The sequence below is a fragment of the Enterobacter sp. DVT3837 genome (genome assembly GCF_056238685.1).
In genome coordinates this window covers 124,053-150,803 of record NZ_JBWDLA010000001.1, presented here as the reverse complement: position 1 = coordinate 150,803, position 26,751 = coordinate 124,053, and the positions used below count along the sequence as shown (strand labels likewise).

Below are 26,751 nucleotides of genomic sequence, written 5' to 3'. Positions count from 1 at the left end.
GACCATTAGGTCTTTTATATTTTTCGCCGTTTAAGGCGTTTTAATTCGTCAAAGAGGAATAATCTATGCGTACGTTCAGTGGCAAACGTAGTGCGCTGGCGCTGGCTATTGCCGGTGTGACAGCAATGTCGGGCCTGGTGATTGCACCAGAGGCGAAGGCAGCAGGTTTTATTGATGATTCAACCCTCACGGGGGGGATTTACTACTGGCAGCGTGAACGTGACCGTAAAGACGTCACTGAAGACAAATACAAAACCAACCTTTCTCACTCAACCTGGAACGCCAATCTGGATTTCCAGTCTGGTTATGCTGCCGATATGTTCGGTCTGGATATTGCTGCATTCACGGCAATTGAAATGGCGGAAAACGGCGACAGCGCCCACCCGAACGAAATCGCATTCTCCTCCAGTAATAAAGCCTATAAAGAAGACTGGTCCGGAGATAAAAGCGGTATCAGCCTGTATAAGGCAGCAGCGAAATTCAAATACGGCCCGGTATGGGCGCGCGGTGGTTATATTCAGCCAACCGGTCAGACATTGTTAGCACCACACTGGAGCTTTATGCCGGGTACTTACCAGGGTGCGGAAGCGGGTGCCAACTTTGATTACGGTGATGCAGGTGCGTTGAGCTTCTCCTATATGTGGACCAACGAGTACAAAGCACCATGGCACATTGAAATGGACAAGTTCTACCAGAACGATAAGAAAACCAAAGTAGATTATCTCCATTCACTGGGTGCTAAATACGACTTTAAAAACGACCTGGTACTTGAGGCGGCATTTGGCCAGGCTCAAGGTTACATCGATCAGTACTTTGCCAAGGCCAGCTATAAATTTGATATCGCGGGTAGCCCGCTGAGCACCAGCTACCAGTTCTACGGTACGCGCGACAAAGTCAGTAATGGTGGCGTCAATGATATCTATGACGGCACCGCGTGGTTGCAGGCACTCACCTTCGGCTACAAAGTCGGACAGGTTGATTTGCGTCTGGAAGGCACATGGGTGAAAGCGGAAGGGCAGCAGGGGTACTTCCTGCAGCGTATGACCCCAACCTATGCATCGTCTAACGGTCGTCTTGATATCTGGTGGGATAACCGCTCTGACTTCAACGCCGACGGCGAAAAAGCGGTGTTCTTCGGCGCGATGTATGATCTGAAAAACTGGAACCTGCCAGGCTGGGCGGTGGGTGCATCTTACGCTTATGCCTGGGATGCAAAACCTGCAGATATGGCTACACCGGACGCTTACTACGATCCAAACTATCGCCTGAAAGAGTCTTCTTACAGCCTGGATGCTATCTACACCCTGCAGGACGGCCGCGCGAAAGGCACGATGTTCAAACTGCACTTCACCCAGTATGACAACCACTCCGACATTCCGAGCTACGCAGGCGGTTACGGCAACATCTTCCAGGATGAGCGTGACGTGAAATTCATGGTTATCGCTCCATTCACTATCTTCTAATGGAGACAGAACATGATGAAAAACATCGTAATCGTCGCGTTGCTGGCTGCGGGGCTGGCGGGGTGTGCGCAGGAGCAGGCACCGAAAGAGGACTCGCGTCTTAAAGAGGCGTATAGCGCCTGCATTAACACAGCGGAAGGTTCACCGGAGAAGATCGAAGCCTGTCAGAGCGTGCTGAATGTGCTGAAGAAAGAGAAGGCACATGAGCAGTTCGCCACACAGGAAAACGTTCGCGTGATGGATTACCAGGCCTGTATTCAGGCACGTAAAACCGGAAACGATCAGGAAGTGGCGAAGCGTTGCGACCAGATCTGGAAAGAGATTCGCACTAACAACAGCAAATAATTCTCTGTCATCATGCCCGGTAGCACAACGCTACCGGGCTTTTTTGCGTCAAATAACAGGCAAAAAAAAGCCAACCTCGCGGCTGGCTCAGAGTATGAAAGCTTGAGTTATTTAGCGTCGTGCGCGTGATCGTCTTCGCGGCAATCACCTTCAGCACAGTGACCATACAGGTACAGGCTGTGGTTGGTCAGGCGGATGCCATGACGAGCCGCGATTTCACGCTGGCGCGCTTCGATGGAGTCATCGCTAAATTCAATGACCTTGCCACAGTCGAGGCAGATCAGGTGATCGTGGTGCTGTTGCTGGGTCAGTTCGAATACAGATTTACCGCCTTCGAAATTATGACGGGTAACAATGCCCGCGTCATCAAACTGGTTCAGCACGCGATAGACGGTAGCGAGCCCAATTTCTTCGCCCATGTCAATAAGACGTTTATAAAGGTCTTCCGCACTGACATGGTGATTGTCTGGACCCTGAAGCACTTCAAGGATTTTTAACCGAGGAAGCGTAACTTTCAGGCCAGCCTTCTTTAATGCGGTATTGTTGTCAGTCATGCGGAATCTGTCCTGTTACTAAACGATTCACTTCTGTAGGAAGTGACAGAAAATGCACCTTGGGTAATGCGTCTCATTATAGAACTGCCATGTCTAAATGAAAACAGCAAGTCTCAGGCAAAATATGCTTATAAAAATGGGGTATCACCAACAAACTTGCTCAATGGAAACCACATTTTTCAGGGAGACATTGTACAGGTCTGGGCGAAAAAGTTAAAAGATTGTAGCAATTAATTTAATCGGTTTGACCTGGGGCGTGGCGCAACCGCAGTTGCGCCACGATAAAAATCAGGCGTTCAGAATATCATCCAGGTGCAGTTCTTCACGGATCTGCTTAACCCACTTCTCAACACGCTCTGCGGTCAGTTCAGGCTGGCGGTCTTCGTCGATGGCCAGACCCACGAAATGATCGTCATCAGCCAGGCCTTTAGAGGCTTCGAAGTGGTAACCCGCCGTTGGCCAGTGGCCTACGATAACCGCGCCATTTGGCTCAATGATGTCGCGGATGGTACCCAGCGCATCACAGAAATATTCTGCGTAGTCTTCCTGATCGCCACAGCCAAACAGGGCAACCAGCTTGCCGTTGAAATCAACTTCTTCCAGCGTCGGGAAGAAATCATCCCAGTCACACTGGGCTTCACCGTAGTACCAGGTTGGAATACCCAGCAGCAGAATGTCATAGCCTTCGAGATCTTCTTTGCTGCTCTTGGCGATGTCATGCACATCAGCAACGTCTTTACCGAGCTGTTTTTGAATGTTTTTTGCGATATTTTCGGTATTGCCGGTATCACTGCCGAAGAAAATGCCGATGATTGCCATGAGTAAAATAACCTCTTGAAACTTAATAGTATGGTGGCGCAATTAGGCCACGGATAAGGGCAATAATAGCAGAACTGGCAACCCTGCGGAAACAGCTATCGCGCAGGACTGCACTCTGTGCTACATGAAAAGGGCGATAAAGGGGATTTTCAGACTTATGCCTGGCTGCGTAACGTCTCAAGCTGGACGAGCAACATCTCTTCAATGAGTTCGCTGCGGCTGATATTTCGCGCGTCAGCCAGCTCGTTAAGCGCATCGACGGCGTCGGCGTTGAGCTTCAGTTCGACACGCTTAAGCCCACGATTTTTATCGCGTTTAAGCTGATTGCGTTTATTGATACGCAGCTGTTCATCGCGCGAAAGCGGATTCGTTTTCGGTCGTCCCGGGCGACGCTCATTCGCGAACAGATCTAGTGTCGTACGGTCCGTTTGTTCTTTGGCCATGATTCTGAGACTTCGGGGGAAACACGCCGCCCTGCTAATGCCCGGGCGATAAGCGCGCCATCATACATCACCAAAAACGGCACGCCAACGACTGGAAGCCTGCAGCCTTCCAGTCGCTCTCTTTTTAATCAATTTGCAGTATCAGCAAGATAGCGGCGAATGGCGCGCAATACGGCGTCAGGTTTTTCCGCGTGAACCCAGTGTCCGGCCCCGGCGATAACATGGGCGCGAGCCTGCGGGAATTGCGCCAGCAATGCGTCGCGGTACGCGTCGGTGACGTAAGGCGAGTTACCGCCACGAATAAAGAGGGTAGGGTGTGGCCAGGCAGGTACCGTTTCCCAGCCTACGATATTGTTGTACTGCTCCCAGAGCACCGGCACGTTAAAACGCCATTGTCCGTCAACAAATGACTTCAGCAGGAACTGCACGACACCTTCTTCATCAAGATGCTCACGCATGACGGCAGCCGCTTGTTGACGCGTTGTAGCACCAGCCTCTGTTACCGCGTTGATCGCCGCGAAAATTTCGTCATGGCGTCGAACGTCGTAATCCACCGGAGCAACATCGATTACCACCAGACCCTGAATTCTCTCAGGTGCCAGCGCCGTCAGGGCCATTACCGCTTTGCCGCCCATTGAATGCCCGATGAGGGTGACCTTTTGCAGGTTGTTGGCATCCAGCGTATCCAGCAGATCCTGCGCCATTGCCGCGTAGGTCATCTCTTCTGAGCGCCCTGAAAGACCGTGATTGCGCATGTCGACTTGCAAAATGTCGTGATCGCTAACCAGATCGCGCGCCAGCACGCCCAGGTTATCCAGGCTGCCAAAAAGTCCGTGAACCAGTACGATGGGAGAATTATTGTTCGGCGATTGTGCAGTTTGCGCTCGGGTATTCAATTTCATGGCAAAGTTCTTTTTTTACGTATGTCAGGTTAGGGTATCATGTTGACCATTCTGCCGCCCGGCTGCAAGGTTCCAGTTTAATCTGACTTTTGCCGCCAACCTGGTTTGACGCTATCCGCTGTTGGGATTTGACCTTATAATCCCAATGACTTGTATTCAGATAAGATATCGCACTGGATTAAGATGAAAACAATCGAAGTTGATGACGAACTCTATCAGTATATTGCCAGCCAGACGCGGCATATCGGGGAGAGTGCGTCCGACATTTTACGGCGCATGCTTAAAATTTCCGCCGCTTCACAGCCTGTCACCCCAGTTACCAAAGATGTCGTGTCTCAGCCGAGCGTTGTTGCACAAGCAAAACCTGCCGTGACACCGGCAAAAGATAAAGTACGGGCGATGCGCGAGCTGCTGCTGTCCGATGAATATGCGGAGCAAAAAAAGGCGGTTAACCGCTTTATGCTGGTGCTGTCTACACTCTACTCACTGGATAACAAAGCGTTTGCTGAAGCGACCGAGTCGCTGCACGGTCGTACTCGCGTCTATTTCGCGGGTGACGAGCAAACGCTGCTGCAAAATGGCAATCAAACCAAACCCAAACATGTCCCTGGCACTCCGTACTGGGTGATCACCAATACCAATACGGGCCGCAAGTGCAGCATGATTGAACACATCATGCAGTCTATGCAGTTCCCGGCGGAATTGATTGAAAAGGTTTGCGGTACAATTTAACCCTTGCATCAGAAGGACCCGGTAATGGCAAATCACAGCCGTGCAGGCCAACCTGCACAACAAAGCGATTTGATTAATGTCGCTCAGCTGACCGCGCAGTATTACGTTCTGAAGCCGGTTGTGGGCAATGCAGAACACGCCGTGAAGTTTGGTACATCTGGTCACCGCGGTAGCGCGGCGCGCCATAGCTTTAACGAACCGCACATTCTGGCCATTGCTCAGGCCATTGCGGAAGAGCGCGCCAAAAATGGCGTTACCGGTCCATGCTATGTGGGAAAAGATACCCATGCTTTGTCTGAGCCGGCATTCATTTCTGTCCTGGAAGTGCTGGCCGCAAACGGCGTTGATGTGATTATTCAGGAGAATAACGGATTCACGCCAACGCCTGCGGTGTCTAACGCCATTCTTGTGCACAACAAGAAAGGGGGCGCGCTGGCTGACGGGATCGTTATCACGCCATCCCACAACCCGCCGGAAGATGGTGGTATCAAATACAACCCGCCTAATGGCGGCCCGGCTGATACTAACGTCACCAAAGTGGTGGAAGATCGTGCTAACGCCCTGTTAGCCGATGGCCTGAAAGGTGTGAAGCGTATTTCTCTGGATGCTGCGATGGCATCTGGTCATGTGAAAGAGCTGGATCTGGTGCAGCCGTTTATTGAAGGGCTGGCGGATATCGTCGACATGGCGGCGATTCAGAAAGCCGGTCTGAAGCTGGGTGTGGATCCGCTCGGTGGCTCCGGTATTGAATACTGGAAACGCATTGCTGAGCATTACAAGCTGGATCTGACCATCGTGAACGATCACGTCGATCAGACCTTCCGCTTCATGCACCTGGATAAAGACGGCGCAATCCGTATGGACTGCTCCTCTGAATGTGCGATGGCGGGCCTGCTGGCGCTGCGCGACAAATTCGATCTGGCATTTGCCAACGACCCGGATTACGACCGTCATGGTATCGTCACCCCGGCAGGGCTGATGAACCCGAACCATTACCTGGCGGTCGCGATTAACTACCTGTTCCAGCACCGTCCGCAGTGGGGCAAAGAGGTTGCTGTGGGCAAAACGCTGGTCTCCTCTGCGATGATCGACCGCGTGGTCGACGCGCTGGGCCGCAAGCTGGTGGAAGTGCCGGTGGGCTTCAAATGGTTCGTTGACGGTCTGCACGACGGCAGCTTCGGCTTCGGCGGTGAAGAGAGCGCGGGCGCGTCCTTCCTGCGCTTCGACGGCACGCCGTGGTCAACTGACAAAGACGGCATCATTATGTGCCTGCTGGCGGCGGAAATTACCGCTGTCACCGGTAAAAACCCGCAGGAACACTACAATGAGCTGGCTGCACGCTTTGGTGCACCAAGCTATAACCGTATTCAGGCATCGGCGACTTCAGCTCAGAAAGCCGCCCTGTCCAAACTCTCTCCGGAGATGGTCAGTGCGAGCACGCTGGCTGGCGACCCGATAACTGCACGCCTGACGGCTGCACCGGGTAATGGAGCCTCTATTGGTGGCCTGAAAGTGATGACTGAAAACGGCTGGTTCGCCGCGCGTCCATCCGGTACCGAAGATGCGTACAAGATCTATTGCGAAAGCTTCCTCGGCGCTGAACATCGTCAGCAGATTGAGAAAGAAGCGGTAGAGATTGTCAGTGAAGTGTTGAAAAACGCGTAAGAATGAAAAAGGGAGCCGAATGGCTCCCTTTTTTTTAGCTGTGCTTATTCTTTAACTCGAACCGTGGTGACACCAGACCGTACAGCGTCCAGCCCATAAAGGTGACCATTGCGCCGTAAAGCATCGCTTCCTGGCCGGATGAGTAGAGCGCATAGAAGCTGTAGATTGCCCCAATCAGCGCCACGATATTGGCCGCCCGCGCTTTGCGTGGATCCACCTTCGCCACCTTCTGAATAATCACCAGCGCCGCCATCGACAGAATATACGGAATGATGTTCGTCACGACCGCCAGGTTAACCAGCACGTTGAACTGGCTGTTCAGCGACGGGCTAATGGTCATCAGCGATAATCCACTCTGGAAGATGACAATCGCCAGCATGCCCTGCACCGGTGCATCCGCTTTGGTGACGCGGGAGAAGATTTTCGGGAAGTACCCTTCGTCAGCCGAGGATTTAAAGACCTGAGCGATGGTGAACTGCCAGCCGAGGAGTGAACCGCAGCAGGACATCACCATCAGGCCCATGATCACTTTCCCGACTTCTGGCGTGAACATCTGCGCAAAGGCCAGACCAAACGGCGCCGTAGAGTTAGCCAGATCCATGTTTGGCACAATCCCGGCAATCACGTTAGTCGAGACGATATAGATCACCGCCGCGCCCAGCGTTCCGCCGAGGACTGCAATCGGCACGTTCTTCTCAGGGTTCTCAACCACTTCCGCATTCGCGCAGGCAGATTCCAGACCGAGGAAGGCCCAAAGCGTCATGGCAATGGAAGAACCCACTGCGGTAAAGAACGGTACATGGTGAGGGTTCCAGGAGTTCGCGTACAAGGTCGGGCTGAACCAGAACCAGCCGATGATGCACAGGCCAACAACCGGGATAATCACGCCCCAGACGGTGATGCTGCTGAGCTGTCCGGTGATACGCGCGCCGCCAAAGTTAGCCACGGTGCAGATCCACAGCACACCGATGGTCGCCAGCCCAATTTGTACCGGGCTCAGCGTGGCACCAAACAGCTCCGTACCGTAACCCACGGCGGAAATGGCAATCGCCACGTTGGCGATCAGCAATGACACACCATAGGTATAGTTGGCCATAAAGTTGCCTGACTTACCAAAGGCGTATTCTGCATACCCCCCCATCCCGCCTGACTTGCGGCTGAACATCCCGCATTTGGCAAAGGCCCATGCCAGTGCCATTGACCCTACGGCGGTCACCAGCCAGGAGATAATCGAAATGGTTCCCACTTCTGCAAGCTTGGTCGGCAGCATGATGATCCCTGACCCCATCATGTTAACCATGGTAAGGATGGTCAGCTGCACCACGCCCATTTTGTTGGATTTACTCATAATTTCTCTCCTTTCAGCAGTGCAGGCTGAGCGGTGGGTTGTTTGATGACGTTGCAGCGAACCTCTTTGCGCCCTTCACACACCTCGACATACACGCCCTGCAGTTCCGGTGCGAAGCCAGGCAGAAGGTTGATGCCTTCTTCCAGTGCGGCAAAGTAGCGCAGTACGGAACCGCCCCAGACTTCCCCTGGGACAACACACAACACTCCTGGTGGATAAGGGAGTGCGCCTTCGGCAGCGATGCGACCTTCCGCGTCGCGCAGGGACACCAGTTCAACTTCACCGCGCAGATAGGCGTAGTTCGCATCTTGTGGATTCATCATCACGCGTGGGAAGTGGGATTTGCGGAACATCTCTTTTTGCAGCTGTTTCACGTTGTGACGGGCATACAGGTCATGCATCTCCTGGCAAATCTGGCGCAGGGTGTAATCTGCGTAACGCTCAGGATGTTGTTTGTAAAGAGAAGGCAGGACGTCTTTCAGCGGAACATCGCTCTCGAGCAGTTTTTCGAAGCGCACCAGCTGTGCCACCAGTTGTTGCAGCTTGCCCATATCCTCTGCTGGGGTGAGCAGGAACAGGATCGAGTTGAGGTCGCATTTCTCCGGCACAATGCCGTTTTCACGCAGGAAGTTGGCAAGGATTGTGGCTGGTACCCCGAAATCCTCATACTCGCCGGTACGCGCGTTAATGCCTGGCGTGGTCAGCAGCAGTTTGCACGGGTCGATAAAATATTGATGTTCGGCGTAGCCCTCAAAAGCATGCCAGTTCTCACCGGGAACAAAATGGAAGAAGCGCAGATCGGTAGCGATTTCCGCCGTCTCCCAGCTTTCCCACGGACGACCATCCACCATATCTGGCACGAATGGACGCAGATACTGGCAATTCTGCAGGATCAGCTTGCGCGCTTCGATACCGGTGACCACGCAGTCCATCCACATGTTGCGGCCACTCTGGCCTTCATGCATGCGGGCGTTGATATCCAGTGCGGCAAACAGCGGATAGAACGGGCTGGTGGAGGCGTGCATCATAAAGGCATTATTCAGACGCTTGTGGGGCACATAGCGCTGTTGACCTTTAATGTGGCTGTCTTTCTTGTGGATCTGCGAGGTTTGCGAGAAGCCAGCCTGTTGTTTATGCACGGACTGGGTCACCAGAATGCCCGGGTCGTTTTCGTTCAGTTCCAGCAGCAGTGGAGAGCAGTCGGCCATCATCGGAATAAACTGCTCGTAACCTACCCAGGCCGAGTCAAACAGGATGTAGTCACACAGAGGGCCAATCTTATCTACCACCTGACGAGCGTTATAAATGGTGCCATCGTAAGTACCTAGCTGGATTACCGCCAGGCGGAACGGACGTGCATCACGCGCTCTGCCTGGTGCGACTTCTGATACCAGTTCGCGCAGATAACTCTCTTCAAAGCAGTGGGCGTCAATACCCCCGATAAAGCCGTACGGGTTACGGGCTGTTTCCAGATAGACCGGTGTTGCACCTGCCTGGAGGAGGGCACCGTGATGGTTCGATTTATGGTTGTTACGGTCAAACAGGACCAGGTCGCCAGGAGTGAGCAGGGCGTTAAGCACTACTTTGTTGGATGATGACGTTCCATTCAGCACGAAGTAGGTCTTATCGGCATTAAAGACTTTCGCCGCATGTTGCTGCGCAATGCACGGCGCACCTTCATGGATCAGCAGATCGCCCATCGCCACGTCGGCGTTGCACAGATCGGAACGGAAGAGCGTTTCACCAAAGAAATCGACAAACTGATTACCGGCAGGATGGCGGCGGAAGAACTGGCCGCCCTGATGCCCCGGGCAGTCAAAGGCGCTGTTACCCTGTTTCACGTAGTCGACCAGGGCGCGGAAAAACGGCGGTCGCAACTGGGTTTCATACTTCTGGGCCGCCGCTTCCAGTTGACGTCCATAAAAGTCGTTGCTGGTGTCTGAGTGTTCGAAAACGCCGTGAATGCGCGATAAATAGTCTGCCGGGATGATCTCTTCTTTGTGCGTTGCGACAAAAACAGGAATGCCAAACCCGGTGGCTTCTATTTCTTCCAGAATGCCGCTGGAAATATCGCTGACCGCCAGAACAATAGCGGCAACATCAATATAATCAGAGGCTCTGACATCCACGAGTTCACGCTGAGTGGTAAAGCAATCAGGGCATGCACGGCTGGCTGCGATTTTTAAATTTTTCATCTTTATCTCTTTATTTTAGGTAATAGAAGTCCCTCGATTCCTTGTAAAAAAGAAATCGATAAATTCCCGGAAAAAAAGCAAAGGGTGACCGCTGATTAAAATCAGTGAGTTGCTTTTTGATGATTGAAATTCAGTCTGCCCGGTTGCAGATGCGTCTGAATTAAGATGAATAAGCGCACGGGTTCACAGGCAATTGCCTGTAAATAAATGAGTTTCAGGATGACCTGTAAGCGGGTGCGCCAGAAGTCGAAGGACTACCGGGCATTAAAGAGATGAAAGTCAAAGCAGTTTCGGTGGGCAAACATCATGATATGTGTTGTCCGCCTTATATGGGGCATTAAACGATTGTTGTTTTCCATGTTTCATTTTCCTTTCAGTAATTGAAAGCATGGTCATTTTATCCAGGAGAGGGCTATGAACTGTGAAGAAGATCACCATTAACCGATCAAATCAGAAATAAATATTCGTTTTTGATGAATATCGCAGATCAAAATGCTGATTTGTTGGTTATGCGTTAATGGGTTGTGTTATTAATGTTTTGAATGGGCAAAAATAAGACGGAAAAATAACCATCGGGTTATTTTTCGAATATTTAATAAGTGAGCTTAGTTTTATTTATAAATAAAATGAATAGTTATTCAAAGCATAAACCGATAACCGATACCGGTTTCAGTTAATAAATGACGAGGGCGAGCGGGGTCGACTTCGAGTTTCTGACGAAGGTGTCCCATATATATGCGTAAATAGTGACTATGCTCCACGGCATTTGGCCCCCATACCTGGTTCAGTAGCTGGCGTTGGGTGAGCACCTTCCCGTGGTTATTGAGCAACACGGCAAGCAGTCGAAATTCTATTGGGGTGAGATGGATCTCCTCCTCACCACGCACAATGCGCCGGGCGGCAAGGTCAACCTGGATATCACCAAACGTGTACGTGGGATCGGCGGGCGTGGTGGCGCTGTGACGACGCAGCGCCACGCGAAGGCGAGCCTGTAGCTCGCCAATGCCGAAAGGTTTAATCAGATAGTCATCCGCTCCGGCGTCCAGCGCCGCGATTTTATCCGTCTCTTCAGTACGTGCTGAAAGCACCAGAATCGGCATCTGGCTCCACTGGCGGACTTCACGGATAAAATCAATACCGTCACCATCCGGCAGACCAAGGTCGAGGATCACCAGGTCCGGCTTGCGTGTGGCGGCTTCAATTAAACCCCGTTGGAGCGTACCCGCATCATGAACGCGCAAGCCATCTCCTTCCAGCGCAGCGCGCAGAAAGCGGCTAATGGCGATCTCATCTTCAACAATCAGAACGTTGATCACAAATCCTCTGGTAATTCATTAAGTTCCGGCGGGGTTTCCAGAGGAAGTGTAACACAAAAACGCGCGCCTCCATCCGGACGGTTCTCTGCGGAAATGGTCCCGCCATGGACATCAATAATCGCCTGGCAAATGGCCAGACCCAGCCCAACCCCCGGAATGGCCGACTCCTTATTGCCACGCGCGAATTTTTCGAAAATGGCCAGCTCTTGTCCGGCCGGAATACCTGGCCCGGTATCCCAGACTTCAAGGCGAAGCGTCTGATCTTCCACCGTTGCATCGACCCCAATCTGGGCGCTGGATCCCGCATACTTACCGGCATTTTCCAGCAGGTTGATCAGCACCCGTTCAAACAGCGGACCATCAACGTGAATTAAGGTAAGCGGTTCGGGCATGTTCAACGCAATATGACGCCCGCCAAGGCCTGGCTCCAGCATTTTCAGCGCGCTGCCAACTACCTCTTCGAGCGTGAGCCACTCTTTTTTGAGGTTAAATCCGCCTGACTGAATACGCGCCATATCAAGCAGATTATTCACCAGACGCGTGGTATTCAGTACATGCTGGCGGATCTCGCTGGCCTGAAGAGCATGTTTAGAACCTTCTGCCGCCAAATCCAGGGTCAGGATTTCTGACTGACCAAACAGGACGGTGAGTGGGGTCCGCAGATCGTGAGAGAGCGCCGCAAGCAATGAGTTACGAATACTCTCACGCTCGCTTGCCAGACGAGCCTGTTCTTCGCTGGCAGTCAGCGCCAGCCGTTCGAGCGCGCTGGCAACCAGCAGCGTAAAGGTTTCCAGCAGTCGTTGCTGCTCAGGGATCATCAGTTGACGCAGATTTGACGGCTCAACGATAACCAGCCCCTGGTTTTTATCTGCACTGCGCAGCGGCAAAATTTGATAAGGCACGCCGGGCAGGGTGTCTGTCCCCGCGCCCGCCGGTAACCCCTTGTCAAAGCTCCAGCGCGCGATGGCTTCGTCCCAGGGCGTCATGCCTGTGGCCGACGTCAGTGGGCGCAGCTTGCCGTGTTCGTCCGGGAGTAAAATCAGGTTGCTGGCATGAAACGTCGAGCGGATAAACTGCTCGCTGGTCTGCACGATATCCAGCGGCGTGCGACCCACCGCCAGCGATTTCGACATCTCATAGAGATGACGCGTGCGTTGTTCGCGATAACGGGCAATACGCGCCTGATAGCGCACGCCCGCCGTCAGATTACCGATCACCAGCCCGACGGTGAGCATCACGGCGAAGGTGAGTATGTACTGTACGTCCGAAACGGCAAGCGTTCCGCGGGGGGCAATAAAGAACAGATCAAAGCTGATAACGTTGATAACCGTCGCCAGTACCGACGGCCAGCGTCCGTAAAAGAGTGCCACAACCACCACGCCAAGGAGGTAGACCATCACCAGGTTGGCGGCATCAAACGCAATCAGCCACTGGCTGGCAATCACGGTAATCAGGGCGCAAAGCACGACGGCGACAAAGCAACCGCGAAGCTGAATGCGCCATTTATCGCTAAAGGTGCGGCTGTCTGGCGCGCGAGTCGGTAAGGGGGTGGGTTTGTCATCCAGTGCAACGATCACCAGATCCAAATCAGGCGCGCGGCGAGCCAGTTTGTCGGCAAAAGATTCGCGGCTAAACCAGCGACGGTGCTGGCGACGACCAATCACAATCTTCCCCAGGTTATGTTCGCGCGCGTAGCGCAGAATAGCTTTATCTTCCTGAGGATCGGAAAGGGTCGCCGTTTCCGCGCCCAGCTCCTGGGCCAGGCGCAGCGAACTCAGAATTGCCCGGCGTTGGTTTTCTGGTAGCGCGTGTAGCTGCGGCGTTTCGACATACACCGCATGCCAGACGCTGCCAAATTTGGCCGCAAGGCGAGCGGCGGTGCGGACAAGTTTTTCATTGCCGCTGCCGTGACCAATACACAGGAGGATGGCATCCCGCGTATGCCAGACGCGTTCCTGGCCTTGCAGATCACGCCAGGCACGCATCTGATCGTCAACACGGTCAGCAGTTCGGCGTAAAGCCAGTTCGCGCAGGGCAATCAGGTTGCCTTTGCGAAAGAAATGTTCGATGGCGCGCTCGGCCTGGCCGGCGATATAGACTTTGCCTTCGTGCAGACGCTGGCGCAAATCATCAGGCGGAAGGTCGACCAGCACCACCTCGTCCGCGGAATCGAAGAAGGGGTCAGGCACCGTCTCGCGCACCTGAATGCCGGTCACGCCGCTCACCACGTCGTTCAGGCTTTCGAGATGCTGAACGTTAACCGTCGTGAAAACGTCAATACCGGCTTCAAGTAACTCTTCAACGTCCTGCCAGCGTTTTGGATGGCGTGAGCCTGGCGCATTGCTGTGCGCCAGTTCGTCCATCAGGATAAGCGCGGGACGACGGGCGAGGGCGGCATCGAGATCGAATTCGGTGACTAACCGACCACGATGGCTGATGCGTCGGGGCGGCTGCGTGGCCAGCCCCTTCAGCAGCGACGCCGTCTCTTTACGTCCGTGGGTTTCTACCACGCCGATCAGTATATCGAGCCCCTGTGCCCGAAGCCGCTGGGCTTCTGTCAGCATGGCGAAGGTTTTCCCGACGCCCGCGCAGGCGCCGAAGAAGATTTTCAATTTGCCACGATGGGCTTCAGCCGTCTGTTCTAGCAGCCTGTCCGGATCCGGGCGCATGGGCTCGTCGGTCATTTAGTTTTTCCTTAGCGCGTCCAGCGCCAGATTCAGCTCAACAATATTTACCACAGGCATGCCGATGAAGCTGACCAACGGCTTTTGCGTGTGCTCTGCAACCAGCTGGCTGACCTGCTCGACGGTCAACTGACGGGCGGCGGCGACGCGCGGGATCTGCCATGCCACTGCTGCTGGCGTCAGGCTGTAGTCCAGCCCGCTGGCAGAGGCCGTCACCAGTTCCACGGGAACCTCGCGGCTGGCCTGAGGATTGGCGCTGCGCAGGGCTGCCACGCGTTCAGCGACGGCTTTGTCCAGCTCCGGATTGCTGCCTGCCAGGTTGCTGCCGCCGGAAGCCATTGGATTATACGGGCTTTCAGCAGTGGCGGAAGGGCGTCCCTGGAAGTAACGGGCATCCGTAAAGTTCTGTCCAATCAGGCGCGAACCGCGGTTTTCACCGTTTTGCATAATCAGCGAGCCATTGGCCTGATCCTTAAACCACCACTGGCCCAGCGCGGTGGTCACCAGCGGATACAGCCCGCCAGTAATCAGAGACAGCAGAATAAACAGAAGTATAGCGGGGCGTAACATCGTCATTTGATTCACCTTTTAAACCAGGCCGAACAGCGTCAACAGCAAGTCGATAACCTTGATGCCGATGAAGGGCACCACAAGTCCACCCAGGCCGTAAATCCACAGGTTGCGGCGCAGCATGGCGGCCGCAGTGAGTGGTTTATAGCTCACGCCTTTCAGCGCCAGCGGGATCAGGAAGACAATAATCAGGGCGTTAAAGATCACTGCGCTCAGAATGGCCGAGGCCGGAGAGTGCAGGTGCATCACGTTCAGCGCATTCAGTTGTGGATAGGTCGCAGCAAACGCGGCCGGAATAATGGCGAAATACTTTGCCACGTCATTGGCGATACTGAACGTGGTCAGCGAACCGCGCGTCATCAGCATCTGTTTGCCGATGTGCACCACTTCAATCAGCTTGGTCGGGTTAGAGTCGAGATCAACCATGTTGCCCGCCTCTTTGGCTGCCTGGGTACCGGAGTTCATCGCCACTGCCACGTCGGCCTGCGCAAGGGCAGGGGCATCGTTGGTACCGTCCCCGGTCATCGCCACCAGACGACCTTCCGCCTGATACTGGCGGATCAACGCCAGTTTGGCTTCCGGTGTGGCTTCGGAAAGAAAATCATCGACGCCCGCTTCGGCGGCAATCGCCGCGGCAGTAAGACGGTTGTCCCCGGTGATCATCACCGTTTTGATCCCCATTTTACGCAACTGGGCAAAACGTTCTTTGATGCCGCCTTTGACGATGTCCTTCAGGGCAATCACCCCCAGAACATGAGCCCCCTCAGCCACTACCAGCGGTGTGGCACCCTGACGGGCAACGCTCTCAACCAGGTTGTCTACTTCCGGTGGGAAATGACCGTTGTTGGCTTCAATATGACGACGAATCGCATCAACGGAACCTTTACGGATCATGCGATCCTGAATGTTAATCCCACTCATGCGGGTTTGCGCCGTAAAGGGCACGAAAGTGGCATGCAGGCTCTGAACGTCGCGCTGGCGCAGGTTAAAGCGCTGCTTAGCAAGAATCACAATACTGCGGCCTTCCGGCGTTTCATCGGCAAGAGAAGAGAGTTGCGCGGCATCTGCCAGCGTTTTTTCATCCACGCCTGGAGCGGGTAAGAAATCTGACGCCTGGCGGTTGCCGAGGGTGATGGTCCCGGTTTTATCCAGCAGCAACACATCCACGTCGCCGGCGGCTTCAACGGCACGTCCACTGGTAGCGATGACGTTGGCACCGAGCATACGGCTCATCCCGGCCACGCCGATAGCCGACAACAGGCCGCCAATCGTGGTTGGGATCAAGCAGACCAGCAACGCCACCAGAACGGTAATGGTCACCGCAGTGCCACCGTAGGCGGAGAATGGCCACAGCGTCGCGGTTGCCAGCAGGAAGACGATCGTCAAGGCCACGAGCAGAATGGTCAGTGCGATTTCGTTAGGTGTTTTACGACGCTGCGCGCCTTCCACCATGGCGATCATCCGGTCGAGGAACGTTTCCCCCGGGTTAACGCTACACTGGATCACCAGCCAGTCGGAGAGAATGCGCGTCCCGCCCGTCACGGAGGCGAAATCGCCGCCGGACTCACGGATCACCGGCGCGGATTCACCGGTGATGGCGCTTTCATCCACCGATGCGCCGCCTTCAATCACTTCACCATCACAAGGGATAATGTCGCCGGCTTCCACCAGTACCACATCGCCCTTACGCAGTTCATCCGCCGGAACGTGATCCATCTGCGCACCGTATTTCGGTTCACGCAACTTGCGCGCGAAGGCAGTCTTTTTTACCCCTTTCAGGCTGTTGGCCTGGGCTTTACTCCGGCCTTCTGCCAGTGCTTCTGCAAAGTTGGCAAACAGCACGGTAAACCACAGCCACAGGCTGATGGCGCCGGTAAACATCGTATTTCCCGGCATGTGGCCCGTTCCCATGGCAATCGCCAGGGCGGTGGTCAGAACACTGCCCGCCCAGACAATAAACATCACCGGGTTGTGCCACTGGACGCGCGGACTCAACTTTTTCACCGCATCCATAAGCGCCTGGCGAACTAATGACGGTTCGAGCAGGGCCAGTTGTTTACGACTCATGACAATTTCTCCGCAAAATCAGCGTAAAGAGAGGAATTCCGCGACCGGGCCTAACGCGAGGGCGGGGATAAAGGTCAGGGCGCCGACCAGCAACACGGTGCCTGTCAACAGGCCGATAAACAGCGCGCCGTGGGTCGGTAATGTGCCAGTGGTGGTCGGTTGAATTTTTTTACTCACCAGCGATCCGGCAATGGCCATGACCGGCACAATGACGCCAAAGCGACCAAAGAACATGCAGAACGCCAGCAGGCAGTTCCAGAAAGGCGAGTTGGCGCTTAAGCCGGCAAAGGCGCTACCGTTGTTGTTAGCCGCAGACGAGACGGCATACAGCACTTCACTGAAGCCATGGATACCCGGGTTAAAGATGCCGCTGCGTCCGGCTTCGGTCATCAGCGCCAGCGCGGTGCCGAGCAGCACGAGGGCAGGGGTGACCAGAATCGCCAGCGCGGTTAATTTCATCTCGCGAACGTCGATTTTTTTACCGAGGTATTCCGGGGTGCGGCCAATCATCAGACCGGCAATAAACACCGCCAGCAGCACAAACAGCAGCATGCCGTAAAGACCTGAGCCCACGCCACCAAACACCACTTCGCCAATCTGCATCAGCCACATTGGGATCATGCCACCCAGTGCCGTAAAGGAGTCATGCATAGCATTTACCGCCCCGCAGGATGCCGCCGTGGTGACGACGGCATACAGGCTGCTGGCGAGAATGCCAAAGCGGCTCTCTTTACCTTCCATGTTGATCGCGCTATCAGCACCCAGTGAGAGGAAATGCGGATTACCCTGCCATTCTGCCCACATGACCAGCGCAACGCAGACCACGAAGATCAGCGACATAGTCCACAGCAGTGTGCGTCCCTGACGGCGATCGTTGACCACGTCGCCAAAGGCAAAGCAGAGTGCGGCAGGGATCAGGAAGATCGCCAGCATCTGCACGTAATTGGTCAAGGCGGTTGGGTTTTCAAACGGATGAGACGAGTTGGCGTTAAAGAAGCCGCCGCCGTTCGTTCCGAGCATCTTGATGGCTTCCTGTGATGCCACCGGACCCATCGGCAGGAGCTGTTTTGCACCTTCCAGCGAGGTATAAGATGCATAAGGCAGCAGGTTTTGCAGGGTGCCTTGCTGAATAAAGAACAGCGCGATCAGCAGCGCAATGGGCAGCAGGATCCACAGCGTGATGCGCGTCAGATCCACCCAGGCATTTCCCAGCGTACTGATTTTTTGACGTGCAAAAGCGCGCGTCAGCGCGAAGATAACGGCGATACCAGTGGCGGCCGAGAGGAAGTTCTGCACGGTTAAACCGACCATCTGGCTGAAGTAGCTGAGCGTGGTTTCACCAGAATAGGACTGCCAGTTGGTGTTGGTGACAAAGCTGACTGCCGTGTTCAACGCAAGGTGCCAGGACAGACCCGGTAACTGCTGTGGATTGAGCGGCAGAATACCCTGCAACATCAGCATGGCAAAAAGCGCAATAAGGCCAACGATATTCAGCAGCAGAATGGCTGTCAGATATTGACGCCAGTTCATTTCCTGATCACGTACTCCCAGTACACGCCAGATCCCTTTTTCAACGCTTCCCGTGCCCGGCAAAGGTACGTTGTTGATCAGCCGTGCCAGTCCTGTTCCCAGTGGCCTTGCCAGAACGAACAATACCACTAAGAAGCTGGCAATAAGCAAAAACGCCTGAGCAGCCATCAGAATGCCTCCGCATTAATCAGGGCATAGACCAGATAACCCAATAACAGGAACACCAGCACGATGCCGGCAATAAGACCTGCACTCACAATCCACCTCCGGGTGACTTTTGTTGTTGTGTTAACGGTAGGATTTCTGGCGCAAAGATTTCGCAAAAATGGGGAGGGCGGGTGTAAAAAAAGTATAAAAATGACAAAGCCCACAATTTAACTATTGATAAGTAAACTGTTAACTTTTTTGTAACTTAATTACGGCGCGAGTGTAAATTTTCACTAAACGGACAAAAATAAGTGGTCGGATGAGTAGTAAAATTACAAACAAAGCGATATTATTTTAGCCAGGTCACAGATTTTGAATTTTCCGGATGACGTTTCCGGCCAACTATAGGGGAGAAAAATATGGATCTTTATAAAGAGTTTCCGGCTCATATCGTTTTCATGCGTCGCACTTTCGCCGTAGTGGCTGGTGTGCTGGCGCTGCCGGTGATGCTGTTCTGGAAAGATCGTGCACGTTTTTACAGCTATCTGCACCGCGTCTGGGCGAAAACCAGCGAGAAGCCGGTGTGGATGGACCAGGCCGAGAAAGCGACCTGCGATTTCTACTGATACAAAGATTACACACAGCAATAAAAAAACCGCCAACAGCAATGTGGCGGTTTTTTGTCCCTCGGGATTCGCGGTCCGTTGGGTGGTTTTCAAGCTCTCACACAGAGGTTTCCAAGCATACTTCTGCAAGTCTAATATTCAAATGCTTAGATCATAAATATATTCTTAAAAACCATTTTAATGGATTACGCTTCGTTCGTGTGGAGATTACTATGCAGCGTCCCTTTCCGCCATCTCGCAAATGGGCACCGGTCACGGGAGAGGTATTTCCACAACCGTGAGTCAGGCTCCACACAGAGCTTGTGTCCACCGACTTATCACCGGTGGTGAACGGTGGAGCGGTTAGCTGCAGGGACCGCATAATGAAACGCTATATATGCATCGCGTTCATTGTCGCCAGCGTACTCGTTGTAAAAAGTGATGAACCGGATGCGTTTGTTGCTTTAACCACGATAGCGCAGGACAAGTAGCGTTAAGGCCGCCCCGGGCGGCCTTTTTTATTTCATCGCGTCTACACTTCATGGCAAAGTACATAAAAGCCTGCACCATTTTCTCTTTGGTGGCATGGCCTTACGGACATAATGGATATTTGCCTGGAGTTTTATGCCCACCCATCTGGTTTGGTTTCGCGCGGACCTGCGCGTACATGACAACATCGCACTCGCGGCGGCCTGTCGCGCCAAAGACGCTAACGTACTGGCTCTGTTTATTGCCACGCCCGAGCAGTGGCGGCAGCATGATATGGCTCCCCGCCAGGCGGCCTTGCTCCGTGCCTGGCTGAACGATCTGCAGCACTCGCTGGCCGAAAAAGGCATTCCCCTGATTTATAGAGAGGTGAGTGACTTTGCCGCACAGCTTCAGACGGTACAGGAGATCTGTCAGCAGAACGAAGTCACACATCTTTTTTATAACTATCAGTACGAACTGAACGAACGTCAGCGAGATCGCCAGCTGGAGTCAATCCTGAAGGATGTTCAGTGCCAGGGATTTGATGACAGCGTGATGCTGGCACCGGGCAGCGTCATGACCGGTGGTCATGAAATGTATAAAGTGTTTACGCCCTTTAAAAATGCCTTTGTTAAACGTCTTAAAGAGGCACTGCCGGAGTGTGTGGCCGCTCCTGCAGTCCGGGGCGACGTGATAGCGGATCTGCCTGAGCTGACATTTAACTATCCCCAGCAGGCGTTCAATGCACTTCTGATCCCCGAAAACGAGAAATCTGCTATCGCGAAACTGCGCCAGTTTTGCAAACAGGGTGCGGGCGAATATGACACGCGCAGGGATTTTCCCGCTATTGAAGGAACCAGCCGTTTATCGGCCTGTTTAGCGCTGGGTGTCCTTTCTCCGCGCCAGTGTTTGCACCGCCTTCTGGCCGAACAACCTCAGGCGCTGGACGGAGGAGCGGGCTCAGTCTGGCTTAACGAACTTATCTGGCGCGAATTCTATCGCCATTTGATGACGTATCACCCTGATTTATGTAAGCATCGGCCATTCATTCCCTGGACCGATAACGTAAAATGGCAGCATAGCGAGACGCTTTTACAGGCCTGGCAGAAGGGAGAAACGGGCTACCCAATTGTTGATGCCGCGATGCGCCAACTGAATGAAACCGGGTGGATGCACAACCGTCTGCGGATGATCGCCGCCAGCTTCCTGGTGAAAGATCTGCTTATCGACTGGCGTATCGGGGAGCGCTATTTTATCTCTCAGTTGATCGATGGCGATCTGGCGGCAAATAACGGTGGCTGGCAGTGGGCGGCCTCTACCGGCACCGATGCGGCTCCCTATTTCCGGATTTTTAATCCAACCACCCAGGGGCAAAAATTTGACGCTGAAGGTGCGTTTATTCGCGCCTGGGTACCTGAACTGAAGGATGTTCCCGCCAAAGCGATTCACGAACCGTGGGTCTGGGCGGATAAACAGCGCGTCACGCTGGATTATCCTCGTCCGATTGTTGACCATAAACAGGCGCGCGTCGCCACGCTGGCGGCGTACGAAGCCGCCCGTAAAGCTTAAGAGAATCATGATGAAAAATAGCGAACTGGAAAGCCTGATTAACGAAAAACTGAACAGTGCCTCCTTCAGCGATTATGGCCCGAATGGGCTTCAGGTTGAAGGACGTGAAACGGTACAGAAAATTATCACCGGTGTGACGGCAAGCCAGGCGCTGCTGGATGAAGCTGTCCGTCAGGACGCAGACGCGGTGATTGTCCATCACGGTTATTTCTGGAAAAACGAATCGCCGATTATTCGCGGAATGAAGCGCAACCGCCTGAAAACGCTGCTGGCAAATGACATCAACCTGTACGGCTATCACCTGCCACTGGATGCACACCCGGAACTGGGAAACAACGTCCAGCTCGCACAGCTTCTGGGAATTACCGTTATGGGTGAGATTGAACCTCTGGTGCCGTGGGGCGAACTGGCGATGCCGGTTCCGGGTCTGGAGCTGGCCTCCTGGATTGAAGCGCGTCTGGGGCGTCGCCCATTGTGGTGTGGTGATACCGGACCGGACCTGGTTAAACGTGTTGCCTGGTGTACCGGTGGCGGACAGGGCTTTATCGACAGCGCTGCCCGCTTCGGCGTCGATGCGTTCATCACCGGCGAAGTTTCAGAGCAGACGGTTCACTCTGCTCGTGAGCAGGGTCTGCACTTTTACGCGGCAGGCCACCATGCCACTGAGCGCGGTGGCATTCGTGCCCTCAGTGAATGGCTGACGGAAAATACCGAGCTGGATGTGACCTTTATTGATATCCCCAACCCGGCCTGATGAGAGGTGATTAAGTGCAGCGAGCGCGTTGTTATCTTCTGGGGGAAACCGCAGTCGTACTGGAGCTTGAACCCCCGATCACGCTAGCCACACAAAAGCGTATCTGGCGGCTGACGCAGCGTCTGGCCGAGATCCCTGAAGTGGTGGAAACCATTCCAGGTATGAATAACATCACCGTGGTACTGCGTAATCCGCATACTCTGGCCCTCGATGCCATCGAACGTTTGCAGCGCTGGTGGGAAGAGAGTGAGGCGCTGGAGCCTGACTCCAGAACGATTGAGATCCCGGTCGTTTATGGTGGTGCGCAGGGGCCCGATCTCTCTGTGGTGGCTGAACACTGCGGCTTAACGGAAAAGCAGGTCGTTGAGCTGCACGCCTCCGTTGATTACGTTGTCTGGTTTTTAGGATTTCAACCGGGCTTTCCGTATCTGGGAGGGCTCTCTTCAAGGCTGTATACGCCGCGTCGCGCCGAGCCTCGCCTGAGTGTGCCAGCAGGTACTGTTGCGATTGGCGGTGAGCAGACCGGCATTTATCCACTGGCATCACCGGGTGGCTGGCAGCTTATTGGACACACGTCCACGCCGTTATTTGAACCCGGGCAGGAATCGCCGGTTCTCTTGCGTCCAGGCGATACCCTTCGCTTTATCCCGCAGAAGGAGGGGGTATGTTAACGCTTATTCGCGCCGGGCTTTACACCTCCGTTCAGGATGCAGGCCGCTTTGGTTTGCGCCAGTCTGGCGTCAGCTATTGTGGTGCGCTGGACAGGCCTGCACTGGAGATTGCTAACGTGCTCGTGGGCAACCCCGGCAATACGGCTGCGCTTGAAATTACGCTCGGTCAATGTGTCATTGAGTTTGCTCAGGAGACATGGTTTGCCTTAACCGGAGCGGGGTGTGACGCCACGCTGGATGGCAAAGCCGTCTGGACGGGCTGGAGATTGCGGGCGAAAGCCGGGCAGCGTTTGACGCTTAAACGACCTCTGCACGGCGTCCGGAGCTATCTTGCGGTCGCGGGCGGCATTGATGTACCGGAGGTCATGGGGTCTTCCAGTACCGATCAAAAAGCGGGTATCGGTGGTCACGAAGGACGTTTGTTGCGCGACGGAGATCGTCTTGCGATTAAACCTTCAGCCCGCCATTTCTCTACGACGCTGGGCGTAAAACAGCTGTTGTGGGGAAATCAAATCCGCGCGTTGCCCGGACCGGAATATCAGGAGTTTGATGAGGTTTCTCAGGAGTCTTTCTGGCGTTCACCGTGGAAAATAAGTCCGCAAAGTAACCGCATGGGCTATCGTCTTCAGGGGCAACCACTGACCCGTACCACCGACCGGGAATTGCTTTCCCACGGTTTATTGCCCGGTGTCATTCAGGTACCGGGTAACGGTCAACCCATCGTACTGATGAACGATGCGCAGACGACGGGGGGATACCCGCGAATTGCCTGCATTATTGAAGCCGATCGCTACCATCTGGCACAAATCCCTCTCGGGCAGCCGATTCATTTTGTGCAATGTTCGCTGGAGGAAGCGCTAAAAGCGCGTCAGGATCAGCAGCGTTATCTGGAACAACTGGCGTGGAGGCTTGATGGCAAAGATTGATTTAAACGCCGATCTGGGCGAGGGCGGGAGTGCCGACGCGGAGCTGATGACACTGGTCTCTTCGGTCAATATCGCCTGCGGCTTTCATGCGGGCGATGCGCAAACCATGCTCGCAAGCGTGCGTCGAGCCATCAAAAATGGCGTGGCGATTGGCGCTCACCCGAGCTTCCCTGACCGGGAGAACTTTGGTCGCACCGCGATGAGCCTGCCACCTGAGACGGTCTACGCTCAGGTGCTCTACCAGATTGGCGCGCTGGAGGCGATGGTTCGCGCCGAGAAGGGCGCGCTGCGCCACGTGAAGCCGCACGGCATGCTCTATAACCAGGCGGCACAAGATCCGGCGCTGGCAGATGCAATTGCCCGTGCGGTAAGAGACTGCAATTCACAGCTGATCCTGGTGGGTCTGGCAGGCAGCGAGCTTATTCGCGCCGGCGAGCGTCTGGGGTTAACCACGCGGCAGGAGGTCTTTGCCGACCGGGGTTATCAACCCGACGGCAGTCTTGTACCGCGTACGCAAGCCGGTGCGCTGATAACGGACGAAGGTAAAGCGTTGGCCCAGACGCTGGAGATGGTGCGCGCCGGGCGGGTCACCGCCGTGGATGGCACATCGGCGCACGTTCAGGCTGATACGGTATGTTTACATGGTGATGGCGAGCATGCGCTCCAGTTCGCGCGCCGCTTGCGGGCAGCGTTCTCTGAGGAGGGCATCCTTGTCAGCGCAGACTAATCATGAAAGGACAGAAAAATGCCAGAAGGCCCGGAGATCCGCCGCGCGGCGGATAGCCTCGAGGCGGCGATAAAGGGCAAACCCCTGACGGAGGTCTGGTTTGCTTTTCCTCAACTGAAACCGTTTGAATCACAGCTGGTGGGGCAGACGGTAACCCATATTGAAACGCGCGGCAAAGCGTTGCTCACGCATTTTTCCCATAACCTGACGTTATATAGCCATAACCAGCTTTACGGCGTCTGGCGAGTGGTGGAGGCGGGTGAACAGCCGCAGACTACCCGCGTGCTGCGCGTCAGGTTGCAAACTGCCGATAAGGCGATCCTGCTCTATAGCGCCTCTGATATCGAAATGTTAACGCCGGAGCAACTGCTCGCACACCCGTTTCTACTGCGAGTAGGACCGGACGTACTGGATATGCGTCTGACGGCGAGCGATGTGAAGGCCCGACTGTTATCGCCCAAATTCCGCAACCGGCAGTTTTCCGGCCTGTTCCTTGACCAGGCGTTTCTGGCCGGGCTTGGCAACTACCTGCGGGTGGAAATCCTCTGGGAAGTCGGGCTGGCGCCGCAGCATAAAGCCTCTCAGCTGAGCGATGAACGGCTGGAGGCGCTGTCCCACGCGCTGCTGGACATCCCGCGGCTGTCGTACAACACGCGCGGCGTGGTGGATGACAATAAGCATCACGGGGCGTTGTTCCGGTTCAAGGTGTTTCACCGGGCGGGGAAAAAGTGCGAGCGGTGCGGCGGGATTATCGACAGGATGATGCTTTCTTTAAGACCTTTTTACTGGTGCCCGCACTGCCAGAAATAAAAGTAAAACGGTAACCCAGGGGTTACCGTTTTTAAGGTTTTCACCCTCTCCACAGGGAGAGGGCCGAGGTGAGGGCATCAGGCCACACCCAGCGTCTTTTAGCGCTTCAGATCAGACTTAAAATCACGCTGCTCGTAGCCGGTATACAGCTGACGAGGACGGGCGATTTTCATGCCTTCGCTGTGCATTTCGTTCCAGTGCGCAATCCAGCCTACGGTACGTGCCATAGCGAAGATTACGGTGAACATGGAAGACGGAATGCCCATCGCTTTCAAAATAATGCCAGAGTAGAAATCGACGTTCGGGTAGAGTTTCTTCTCGATGAAGTAAGGGTCGTTCAGCGCGATGTGTTCCAGCTCCATCGCCACTTCCAGCAGATCATCTTTGGTGCCCAGCTCTTTCAGCACTTCGTGGCAGGTCTCACGCATCACGGTGGCGCGTGGGTCGTAGTTTTTGTAAACACGGTGACCAAAGCCCATCAGGCGGAAGGAATCATTCTTGTCTTTCGCGCGACGCACGAACTCAGGAATGTGTTCAACAGAGCTGATTTCTTCCAGCATCTTCAGTGCTGCTTCGTTCGCGCCGCCGTGCGCCGGTCCCCACAGGGAGGCAATGCCCGCAGCGATACAGGCGAACGGGTTCGCGCCTGAAGAGCCTGCGGTACGTACGGTGGAGGTAGAGGCGTTCTGTTCGTGGTCAGCGTGCAGGATCAGAATACGGTCCATTGCGCGTTCCAGAACCGGGTTCACTTCGTACTCTTCGCACGGCGTGGAGAACATCATGCGCAGGAAGTTGCCGGCATAGGAGAGGTCGTTACGTGGATACACAAACGGCTGACCGATGGAGTATTTGTAGCACATCGCTGCCATGGTTGGCATTTTGGACAGCAGACGGAACGCCGCGATATCACGGTGGCGTGGGTTATTCACGTCCAGAGAATCGTGGTAGAACGCCGCCAGCGCACCGGTAATCCCGCACATCACCGCCATCGGGTGAGAGTCACGACGGAACGCATGGAACAGACGAGTAATCTGTTCATGGATCATGGTGTGACGGGTCACGGTGGTTTTGAATTCATCGTATTGTGCCTGCGTCGGTTTTTCGCCGTTCAGCAGGATGTAGCACACTTCCAGGTAGTTGGATTCAGTGGCTAATTGATCGATGGGGAAGCCGCGATGGAGCAGGATACCTTCATCACCGTCAATGTAGGTGATTTTGGATTCGCAAGATGCGGTAGAGGTGAATCCAGGGTCAAAGGTGAAAACTCCTTTAGAACCCAGCGTACGGATATCAATAACATCCTGACCGAGCGTGCCTTTTAGCACATCCAGTTCAATAGCAGTGTCACCATTTAGGGTGAGCGTTGCCTTCGTATCAGCCATTTACGGTCTCCTTAGCGCCTTATGCTTAAGACTGCGCTTTACCGGATTTGCTTTCAGCT

General features: G+C 54.4%; 25 protein-coding genes. 11 read left to right on the top strand and 14 right to left on the bottom strand.

Annotated elements, in window-relative coordinates:
* Positions 1-65 precede the first annotated feature (65 nt).
* A complete protein-coding gene (gene chiP, locus AC0XWG_RS00705; protein ID WP_028019457.1) occupies positions 66-1,463 on the top strand; it encodes a chitoporin ChiP in 1,398 nt (465 codons plus the stop codon).
* 15 nt (positions 1,464-1,478) lie between these two features.
* Positions 1,479-1,808 (top strand): ChiQ/YbfN family lipoprotein, encoded by a 330-nt coding sequence (chiQ, locus tag AC0XWG_RS00700; protein ID WP_475680755.1) that lies wholly within the window; start codon positions 1,479-1,481, stop codon positions 1,806-1,808.
* A 107-nt stretch (positions 1,809-1,915) separates the two neighbouring features.
* Here chiQ and fur read toward each other — a convergent pair whose 3' ends face one another.
* The 4 genes from fur to ybfF form a co-directional block, all read right to left on the bottom strand.
* Positions 1,916-2,362: a ferric iron uptake transcriptional regulator gene (fur, locus tag AC0XWG_RS00695; RefSeq protein ID WP_014169146.1), complete on the bottom strand. Its 447-nt coding sequence runs from the start codon at positions 2,360-2,362 to the stop codon at positions 1,916-1,918.
* A 288-nt stretch (positions 2,363-2,650) separates the two neighbouring features.
* Positions 2,651-3,181: a flavodoxin FldA gene (fldA, locus tag AC0XWG_RS00690; RefSeq protein ID WP_008501067.1), complete on the bottom strand. Its 531-nt coding sequence runs from the start codon at positions 3,179-3,181 to the stop codon at positions 2,651-2,653.
* A 155-nt stretch (positions 3,182-3,336) separates the two neighbouring features.
* Positions 3,337-3,624 (bottom strand): LexA regulated protein, encoded by a 288-nt coding sequence (gene ybfE, locus AC0XWG_RS00685; protein WP_028019455.1) that lies wholly within the window; start codon positions 3,622-3,624, stop codon positions 3,337-3,339.
* Between the two features lie 128 nt (positions 3,625-3,752).
* Positions 3,753-4,526, bottom strand: coding sequence for an esterase (gene ybfF, locus AC0XWG_RS00680; RefSeq protein ID WP_049005347.1), 774 nt, complete (start codon positions 4,524-4,526; stop codon positions 3,753-3,755).
* Positions 4,527-4,709: 183 nt separating this feature from the next.
* Between ybfF and seqA the strand changes: the two genes are divergently transcribed.
* Together seqA and pgm are read left to right on the top strand one after the other, a co-directional pair.
* Entirely contained in the window at positions 4,710-5,258 is a 549-nt protein-coding gene (seqA, locus tag AC0XWG_RS00675) for a replication initiation negative regulator SeqA (RefSeq protein ID WP_028019453.1), read from the top strand.
* 24 nt (positions 5,259-5,282) lie between these two features.
* Positions 5,283-6,923 (top strand): phosphoglucomutase (alpha-D-glucose-1,6-bisphosphate-dependent), encoded by a 1,641-nt coding sequence (gene pgm / locus AC0XWG_RS00670; protein WP_028019452.1) that lies wholly within the window; start codon positions 5,283-5,285, stop codon positions 6,921-6,923.
* A gap of 34 nt (positions 6,924-6,957) precedes the next feature.
* Here the strand turns inward: pgm and potE are convergent, their stop codons facing one another.
* The 9 genes from potE to kdpF all read right to left on the bottom strand — a co-directional run bounded on the left by potE (position 6,958) and on the right by kdpF (position 18,890).
* Positions 6,958-8,271, bottom strand: a complete 1,314-nt coding sequence (gene potE / locus AC0XWG_RS00665) for a putrescine-ornithine antiporter (RefSeq protein ID WP_014831099.1) — start codon at positions 8,269-8,271, stop codon at positions 6,958-6,960.
* Entirely contained in the window at positions 8,268-10,466 is a 2,199-nt protein-coding gene (gene speF, locus AC0XWG_RS00660) for an ornithine decarboxylase SpeF (protein ID WP_475680277.1), read from the bottom strand. Before speF ends, potE begins: the two co-directional genes overlap by 4 nt.
* A 254-nt stretch (positions 10,467-10,720) precedes the next feature.
* Positions 10,721-10,825 (bottom strand): leader peptide SpeFL, encoded by a 105-nt coding sequence (gene speFL / locus AC0XWG_RS00655; RefSeq protein ID WP_003858645.1) that lies wholly within the window; start codon positions 10,823-10,825, stop codon positions 10,721-10,723.
* A 279-nt stretch (positions 10,826-11,104) separates the two neighbouring features.
* Positions 11,105-11,782: a two-component system response regulator KdpE gene (kdpE, locus tag AC0XWG_RS00650; RefSeq protein ID WP_049005345.1), complete on the bottom strand. Its 678-nt coding sequence runs from the start codon at positions 11,780-11,782 to the stop codon at positions 11,105-11,107.
* Entirely contained in the window at positions 11,779-14,466 is a 2,688-nt protein-coding gene (kdpD, locus tag AC0XWG_RS00645) for a two-component system sensor histidine kinase KdpD (RefSeq protein WP_049005344.1), read from the bottom strand. The genes kdpE and kdpD overlap by 4 nt, the downstream gene beginning before the upstream one ends.
* A complete protein-coding gene (kdpC, locus tag AC0XWG_RS00640; protein WP_108090589.1) occupies positions 14,467-15,042 on the bottom strand; it encodes a potassium-transporting ATPase subunit KdpC in 576 nt (191 codons plus the stop codon).
* Between the two features lie 12 nt (positions 15,043-15,054).
* Complete coding sequence (gene kdpB / locus AC0XWG_RS00635) at positions 15,055-17,103, bottom strand: potassium-transporting ATPase subunit KdpB (RefSeq protein ID WP_028019447.1); 2,049 nt, start codon at positions 17,101-17,103, stop codon at positions 15,055-15,057.
* 18 nt (positions 17,104-17,121) lie between these two features.
* The gene (kdpA, locus tag AC0XWG_RS00630; RefSeq protein WP_129323560.1) at positions 17,122-18,801 is read right to left on the bottom strand and encodes a potassium-transporting ATPase subunit KdpA; all 1,680 of its coding nucleotides are present in this window, start codon (positions 18,799-18,801) and stop codon (positions 17,122-17,124) included.
* Entirely contained in the window at positions 18,801-18,890 is a 90-nt protein-coding gene (gene kdpF / locus AC0XWG_RS00625; RefSeq protein WP_014069365.1) for a K(+)-transporting ATPase subunit F, read from the bottom strand. Before kdpF ends, kdpA begins: the two co-directional genes overlap by 1 nt.
* A 309-nt stretch (positions 18,891-19,199) precedes the next feature.
* Between kdpF and AC0XWG_RS00620 the strand changes: the two genes are divergently transcribed.
* The 7 genes from AC0XWG_RS00620 to nei all read left to right on the top strand — a co-directional run bounded on the left by AC0XWG_RS00620 (position 19,200) and on the right by nei (position 25,310).
* Entirely contained in the window at positions 19,200-19,406 is a 207-nt protein-coding gene (locus tag AC0XWG_RS00620; RefSeq protein WP_028019445.1) for a YbfA family protein, read from the top strand.
* A gap of 603 nt (positions 19,407-20,009) precedes the next feature.
* Positions 20,010-21,422: a deoxyribodipyrimidine photo-lyase gene (gene phrB / locus AC0XWG_RS00615; RefSeq protein ID WP_475680276.1), complete on the top strand. Its 1,413-nt coding sequence runs from the start codon at positions 20,010-20,012 to the stop codon at positions 21,420-21,422.
* A 10-nt stretch (positions 21,423-21,432) separates the two neighbouring features.
* On the top strand, positions 21,433-22,176 hold the full coding sequence (locus tag AC0XWG_RS00610) for a type 2 GTP cyclohydrolase I (RefSeq protein ID WP_028019443.1): 744 nt from the start codon (positions 21,433-21,435) through the stop codon (positions 22,174-22,176).
* 14 nt (positions 22,177-22,190) lie between these two features.
* Positions 22,191-22,847, top strand: coding sequence for a 5-oxoprolinase subunit PxpB (pxpB, locus tag AC0XWG_RS00605; RefSeq protein ID WP_028019442.1), 657 nt, complete (start codon positions 22,191-22,193; stop codon positions 22,845-22,847).
* Positions 22,841-23,773, top strand: coding sequence for a 5-oxoprolinase subunit PxpC (pxpC, locus tag AC0XWG_RS00600; protein WP_108090586.1), 933 nt, complete (start codon positions 22,841-22,843; stop codon positions 23,771-23,773). Before pxpB ends, pxpC begins: the two co-directional genes overlap by 7 nt.
* Entirely contained in the window at positions 23,760-24,500 is a 741-nt protein-coding gene (gene pxpA / locus AC0XWG_RS00595; RefSeq protein WP_028019440.1) for a 5-oxoprolinase subunit PxpA, read from the top strand. Before pxpC ends, pxpA begins: the two co-directional genes overlap by 14 nt.
* An 18-nt stretch (positions 24,501-24,518) precedes the next feature.
* Entirely contained in the window at positions 24,519-25,310 is a 792-nt protein-coding gene (nei, locus tag AC0XWG_RS00590; RefSeq protein WP_475680275.1) for an endonuclease VIII, read from the top strand.
* Between the two features lie 98 nt (positions 25,311-25,408).
* On the opposite strand, the gene AC0XWG_RS00585 is transcribed toward nei, so the two are convergent.
* On the bottom strand, positions 25,409-26,692 hold the full coding sequence (locus AC0XWG_RS00585) for a citrate synthase (protein WP_028019438.1): 1,284 nt from the start codon (positions 26,690-26,692) through the stop codon (positions 25,409-25,411).
* Positions 26,693-26,751 lie beyond the last annotated feature (59 nt).